Source organism: Enterococcus sp. LJL120 (assembly GCF_054871765.1).
This window is the reverse complement of the sequence record NZ_JBTXLV010000024.1, coordinates 1-5,536: the sequence shown is the minus strand read 5'-3', so window position 1 is coordinate 5,536 and position 5,536 is coordinate 1. Positions and strand designations below refer to the sequence as shown.

Below are 5,536 nucleotides of genomic sequence, written 5' to 3'. Positions count from 1 at the left end.
GTATCAATTACAGATTGTAATGTTGCAAGAGAAGCTAAAAACCTATAAATAGTGGGTGACACAAATTATGTGTTTTTAGCACAAATAATGTGTTCGTAATGTGTTAAGACTGTGTTAACCCTACACAGATCATGTGTTAAACCAATTGAAACTGGCACCATTGAAAACCCCCGCACTGCGGGGATAGGCATGATAATGGTGCCAGTTTTCTCTTATGCTCTTACAAAATACCAAGAGCGACAAAGCAAGTGCAACAAACAGCACTAAAAAGGTGAAGGATACAGAACCAAATAGAACACAGAAAGCTGTAAGAAAGGGGATAGAAAAATACAGGAAGTATGTAGATAAAGCATAAAAAGAAGGTCATATGAAGCGAGACAGGCCAACAGAAGGTATGACAACAAAATGAAAAGAAATGAGGTGATAGATACTGATGGAAGTTCTTACCGTGAGACGTTTACAAGATGGAACATTGGCTAGACTATCCTCGTTGGCCAGACAACAAGGTTTTGATAGTCGAGAAGATTTTTTACGTGACATTATCGAGCGAGTGGCATTTGAGGAGTTTCAGTTTGAAAGTGAGGTTCGCTATCAATTGCTCGTGTCACAGTACAATCCAAATGCAGGAATGGACAGTGGAACAAATTGGCCACGCTATCGCAACCTTGTTGTCCAGCCAGCCGAAGATAGAAAGCAGGGAGTAATATGAGTGAATACAAAAAGAAAAATTATTATGTGTCGGCGGAATTTGTGGATGATGTGAAAACGTTGGCTCGTGCTGAAAATTTGTCGGAAGGTCGCCTATTGGAGAAAATATTGAACTATTACAGCGGCAAAGAAGAAATGATGAAAAAATTTGATGATGTGAAATCCGAATTACAGATTCAAAAAAAATTGCTTGCTAAGCTTGAAGATTTTGCAGGTACGTCTCAAAAAATGTTAGCGGCTATTGCAGAACAAGAATGGAAACAAACTAAACACGCAGCTGTAATAAAAAGTATGAATGAGAAGAAAAGCCATACTAGATAGGTAGGTGAATAGAATGAAGCCGACTGCAGGCATAATTTTATCGACTGCATTTGTCATGCCGGCCGCACAAGCATTCTCCGATTATATTGGGTACATGGACAGGCCGGAAGCACAACGAAATGAACATTTCGACGAATACAATGCGTTCTCAAATCAAAACACTGGGTCAGCATTCAATACGATTGAGGGCGCTGGTGAATCTCAATTCTCTACGTACAATGACTACATGGGAAACCCTGAAAAAACGTCTTCCCTATTTACCCGCACATATGACACAGCTCCACCAGAAGTTGTGTCGTACATGAAGGAATATTTTCATGAGGCACAGATGAACGGGTCTCCGTTGTGGCAACATGTATTCTCCTTTAAAAATGAGTGGCTTGTAGATCACGGCATTATGTCAGCGGAAACCGGTGAAGTCAATCAATCTCGCTTACAAGAAGCTGCACGTTTAGCTGTCAATCAATTGGAAAAAAAAAGAACAATTGCACGGTGAATGGACTGGTGCTATTCATTACAACACGGATAACATTCACGTCCATATCGGGTATACGGAACGCACTTCTTCTCGGCCGCTGATTGAGGTAGTGAATGAGGAAAATCCAAGCTTTTATAACTTAGAACGCAAAGGAAAATTTCTCAAAAAAAATATCCGTGCAACTCGAGCAAAATTTATTAACGAGCTGTTAACGATGGACGATATGTTAATGCAAACGTCGGAACAGTTTAACAAAATGATAGAGAATGCCAAAGGCTATAGTGAAAATTTTGTAACGGATCAGTATGCTACTTTGTTTCAAAATTTATATGAAGCTATGCTAGAAAATCGCCGATTTTGGAAATATGGTTATGCTAAGGGGCAAAAATTCCAATATCAAGTGGACGCCATAACAAACCTCTATTTAAATACGGAACAATCAGCTGAGGTTGAAAAATTGCGGCAGTATCTAGCGCCAATTTCAAAAGAGTATGAAGCGGCATATGGAAATCCAAAAAATCAACCCACCTATGAAGACAATAAACTGTATGGAAAAGATGGGCTATATCACAAAATTGGTAATGTCGTTTTGAGTAAGTTATCAGAATATGACAAGACTATTCGTAGTCAAAATCGGACGAAAGGTGCTCGGTTGTCCGATTTTGATTTGGAATCATTAGCGATTGAGGAATCAATTGTTCCATCTGATTTACCGCCGTTGGATGACATCTATTTACCAGGGGACGAGCCAATTGCAAAACAAGACATTGATGACTATGAAAATCTATATTTTGATTCACTTTCTCAATCTATCTCTATTTTTATTTTAGAAGTTAGGAGGAAATCATGAAAAGCTATTCATTAAAAGAATTGTTTGAAAAAGTAAGTAGTGAAGGCTAAAAATTTGAAGTGCCGGGTACCAACTATACCGTAAAAAATCCTTATCACTTTGAAAAAGACCGTGTGTTTGGTAACTTAAATCATATTAAGAATTATGACTTTTTATTTATTGATAACGGACAAAAACGTGATGTCCTTGGCTTTTTTGATGATATGTTTACGCACCGTGATAATTATAGTCACTCAGGAATCGACATCAGTATGAACACTAGTCCAGAAAAGATAGTCATTCATTTTTTAGATGGAGAACTGAGTTTTGTCAATCAATCAAAAAAGAGTCAGAAAATGCAGCAAAAGACAGACTTTCATTTAGAAATGTGACTGGTCTAAATATTAAGGGGTTGCGTGAGCAAATGTAAAAAGACGAACTTTATAACGGTAAAGTAGTTAAAAACTAGGTGGTGTGTGCTACACTGCAAGAAACAATACTAAGGAGGGCGCAAACAATGATAAATAACGTTGTGTTAGTCGGACGATTAACCAAAGATGTGGACTTACGCTATACAGCAGGTGGTGTTGCCGTGGGTTCTTTTACGCTTGCAGTCAACCGTACCTTTACAGGTCAAGATGGGAAGCGAGAAGCAGACTTTATTCAGTGTGTGATTTGGCGAAAACCCGCTGAAACTTTGACAAATTATGCCAAGAAAGGTACGTTAATCGGCATTACTGGTCGGATTCAAACTCGTAACTATGAAAACCAACAAGGCCAACGTGTCTATGTGACAGAAGTGGTTGCAGATAATTTCCAATTGTTGGAATCAAGGTCTAGTGCGGAAAATAGACAAGGAAGTTCTCAAACAGCTTCAGCAAGTGAGCCGCCTATGCCAAAGTTTAGTCGTGACCAAGACCCTTTTTTAAATGATAGCAACCTTAATATTTCAGACGACGATTTGCCGTTCTAATTTTTACATGATAACGCCGCAAGCCTTGAAATTCTAAGGCTTGTTTCTTTATTTAGGAGCTGACGAGCTGTATTTATGATATACTAAACGGGTAGAAAAGTTATGACGGTGGCTATCTTTGAGAGGTGGTGGTGCTTATGAATGTAAGTGCTGAAATCTATGAAAGGAGAAGCCTTTTGTCTGCATTAGAGACAATTCAATTGTTATTGAGTTTTGGTATGTTTACCATTGCCTTGATAAAATTGATTGTGGACTTGCTTAAAAACGACAAAAAGAAATAGCCGTCTACTTTTGCAGGGTAACGGCTATTTCTAAAGTCATATAAAATACTTGCGACCGTCTTAAACGGTTCTACATGGAGGGCATATTCACGTATGTCCTCTTTTTATTACTACTATTTTAGCACAAAACTTAACATATGGAAAGAAAGTGATAGCATGGAACATCTTACAATCAAAGAAAAACAAGTAGTACAGGTTTTTTGGCGCAATGAACAGTGCTTGTCCGTATCGGACGTTACTTTATTATTACCAGATGAGAGTAAGAATACTATTGCAGCTGTCATTACCAAACTTTTGAGTAGGAATTGCTGGCACAGCCCTGGCACGAAAATTTATTCCTACCATTTCTGAGGAAGCTTATTACCTATCCGTACTGCCTTCTACTACTATATATAATTTGGTACGTCACCATATTAGCAGTGTGACCGATTTAGACTACTTGAACTCGTTAAAACAAAGAATTCATAAGCGTAACTAGATTCATGATATACTAGTATGGAGGGACAGGGCATAATTAAAATATCTCCTAAAAATATTTGATATGTTGCAATTCGCTTTAACAACTGTCCCTCTTTTTATAACAAGAATCCACTTTACTACTTAAAAAATTTCACAAACTTTTTTGAGGGAGGAATAGCGACTTGTTCACGTTTCAAAATTTTAAAACCGTTAACTTTCAAAAATTCACAAGGGAAAGCCCGTCAGACGCTGGTCTGGCGGGCTACTTTTTATAACGTAACTTATGTAAATTAAGAAGCTAGCTCTTTATGGGCTTGCTTCTTTTTATAAAGAGGATTATGTGAAATATATTTAGCAGCGACCATAGCTATGCTGACAAATACCCTATTTAAATTTGATCATCCTCCCATACATAATCAGAGTAAAATTTTTGAAAGATAGTTTCTCGATTAGTCTCATTTTGTTGAACAAAATTTCTGCTATAGATCTCCATTGAAAACTTAAACACTTTACTATTTGCTTCATTTTTGAAACGTATTAGTCTCTATGCTACACTTTTTGAAAAGGCTAAAAAGGTGGTCATTATGTCAGCGATTGTCAACTTTACACCAAATTATCAGGATAGCGAGCTCTTCAGCAAGATTTAACTCCCTAATGAACAAGTCCAGTTAGTAAATGATATCAATAAGCTTAAAGAGATGTAGAGAAGGGTCACTCTTGAAGAACGAAAGAGACAAAAAAAGACCTAATAGTTCAACAAAAAAAGAAATAGTATTAATACAAAAAAGCAATCTGTCTTTTTTAAAACAGATTGCTTTTTTGTATTAGTAAGGATTTCAACCGCACCGTATAGTTAAAATGACAAGAAAAAAATTTAATTTTAACTTTACAAATATATCTTGTTTTAGTTAAGTAAAAGAAACAAAATGTAACGCCAATATGACAGCGTTTTTGATTATATTTTGACGGCGATTGACGGCTTATTCGAAAAGATGACTACCATAATGATAGCGTTATCATTACGTTGGTTATCAGCTTGATTTCTTATTAAGGAATTTTTTAAGAAATATAAGTAGCTACTTTTTCTATTGTCTGTAAGCGTTGATCCATTAGAACATCTGAATACACATCTAATGTTAGTTGGCTAGATTTGTGTCCGAGTAATGCGCTAACTGTTGGAATATCTGAGAGTGCCTCAAGGCAACGCGTCGCAAAAGTGTGCCGTAACTGATGGAAATGGATATGCGTAAGACCTACCTTTTTTCTTGTTTTATGAAAATAATTTGTAAGTAGTCTTGGTTCACAAGGACCATCATTGTTCGTAAATACCCATCTGGATAGTTCACCATCTTGTCTATATTGTTTCAATTTCTCCCTTAGAAAAGGGGTCATAGGGATTACGCGAATTGAATTTTTAGTTTTCGCCCCATCAATGTGTATGTAAGTTTTAGCTGGTGTTTTCTTTTGATTTAGTATGCGTTGACAGG

Annotated in this window: 9 protein-coding genes; 8 read left to right on the top strand and 1 reads right to left on the bottom strand. The window is 36.9% G+C overall.

Features of this window, described 5'->3' with window-relative positions; genetic code table 11:
* Positions 1-433 precede the first annotated feature (433 nt).
* The 8 genes from ACYSNU_RS18695 (at position 434) to ACYSNU_RS18660 (ending at position 3,941) form a co-directional block, all read left to right on the top strand.
* Positions 434-709 carry a hypothetical protein gene (locus tag ACYSNU_RS18695; RefSeq protein ID WP_461738589.1) on the top strand — a complete coding sequence of 92 codons (276 nt, stop codon included), beginning with the start codon at positions 434-436 and terminating at the stop codon, positions 707-709.
* On the top strand, positions 706-1,029 hold the full coding sequence (locus ACYSNU_RS18690; RefSeq protein WP_265460202.1) for a hypothetical protein: 324 nt from the start codon (positions 706-708) through the stop codon (positions 1,027-1,029). Before ACYSNU_RS18695 ends, ACYSNU_RS18690 begins: the two co-directional genes overlap by 4 nt.
* Positions 1,030-1,042: 13 nt before the next feature.
* Complete coding sequence (gene mobL / locus ACYSNU_RS18685) at positions 1,043-1,525, top strand: relaxase MobL (protein ID WP_461738588.1); 483 nt, start codon at positions 1,043-1,045, stop codon at positions 1,523-1,525.
* On the top strand, positions 1,515-2,357 hold the full coding sequence (mobL, locus tag ACYSNU_RS18680) for a relaxase MobL (protein WP_461738587.1): 843 nt from the start codon (positions 1,515-1,517) through the stop codon (positions 2,355-2,357). Before mobL (ACYSNU_RS18685) ends, mobL (ACYSNU_RS18680) begins: the two co-directional genes overlap by 11 nt.
* A gap of 59 nt (positions 2,358-2,416) precedes the next feature.
* Positions 2,417-2,728: a hypothetical protein gene (locus ACYSNU_RS18675; RefSeq protein ID WP_461738586.1), complete on the top strand. Its 312-nt coding sequence runs from the start codon at positions 2,417-2,419 to the stop codon at positions 2,726-2,728.
* Between the two features lie 125 nt (positions 2,729-2,853).
* Entirely contained in the window at positions 2,854-3,309 is a 456-nt protein-coding gene (ssb, locus tag ACYSNU_RS18670) for a single-stranded DNA-binding protein (protein WP_265460206.1), read from the top strand.
* Positions 3,310-3,446: 137 nt separating this feature from the next.
* Positions 3,447-3,590 carry a type I toxin-antitoxin system toxin PepG1 gene (gene pepG1, locus ACYSNU_RS18665; protein ID WP_265460207.1) on the top strand — a complete coding sequence of 48 codons (144 nt, stop codon included), beginning with the start codon at positions 3,447-3,449 and terminating at the stop codon, positions 3,588-3,590.
* A 93-nt stretch (positions 3,591-3,683) separates the two neighbouring features.
* The gene (locus ACYSNU_RS18660; protein WP_461738585.1) at positions 3,684-3,941 is read left to right on the top strand and encodes a BlaI/MecI/CopY family transcriptional regulator; all 258 of its coding nucleotides are present in this window, start codon (positions 3,684-3,686) and stop codon (positions 3,939-3,941) included.
* Between the two features lie 1,167 nt (positions 3,942-5,108).
* Here the strand turns inward: ACYSNU_RS18660 and ACYSNU_RS18655 are convergent.
* Positions 5,109-5,536 (bottom strand): tyrosine-type recombinase/integrase (locus tag ACYSNU_RS18655; RefSeq protein WP_461738584.1); only part of this gene is annotated, 428 nt, incomplete at its 5' end.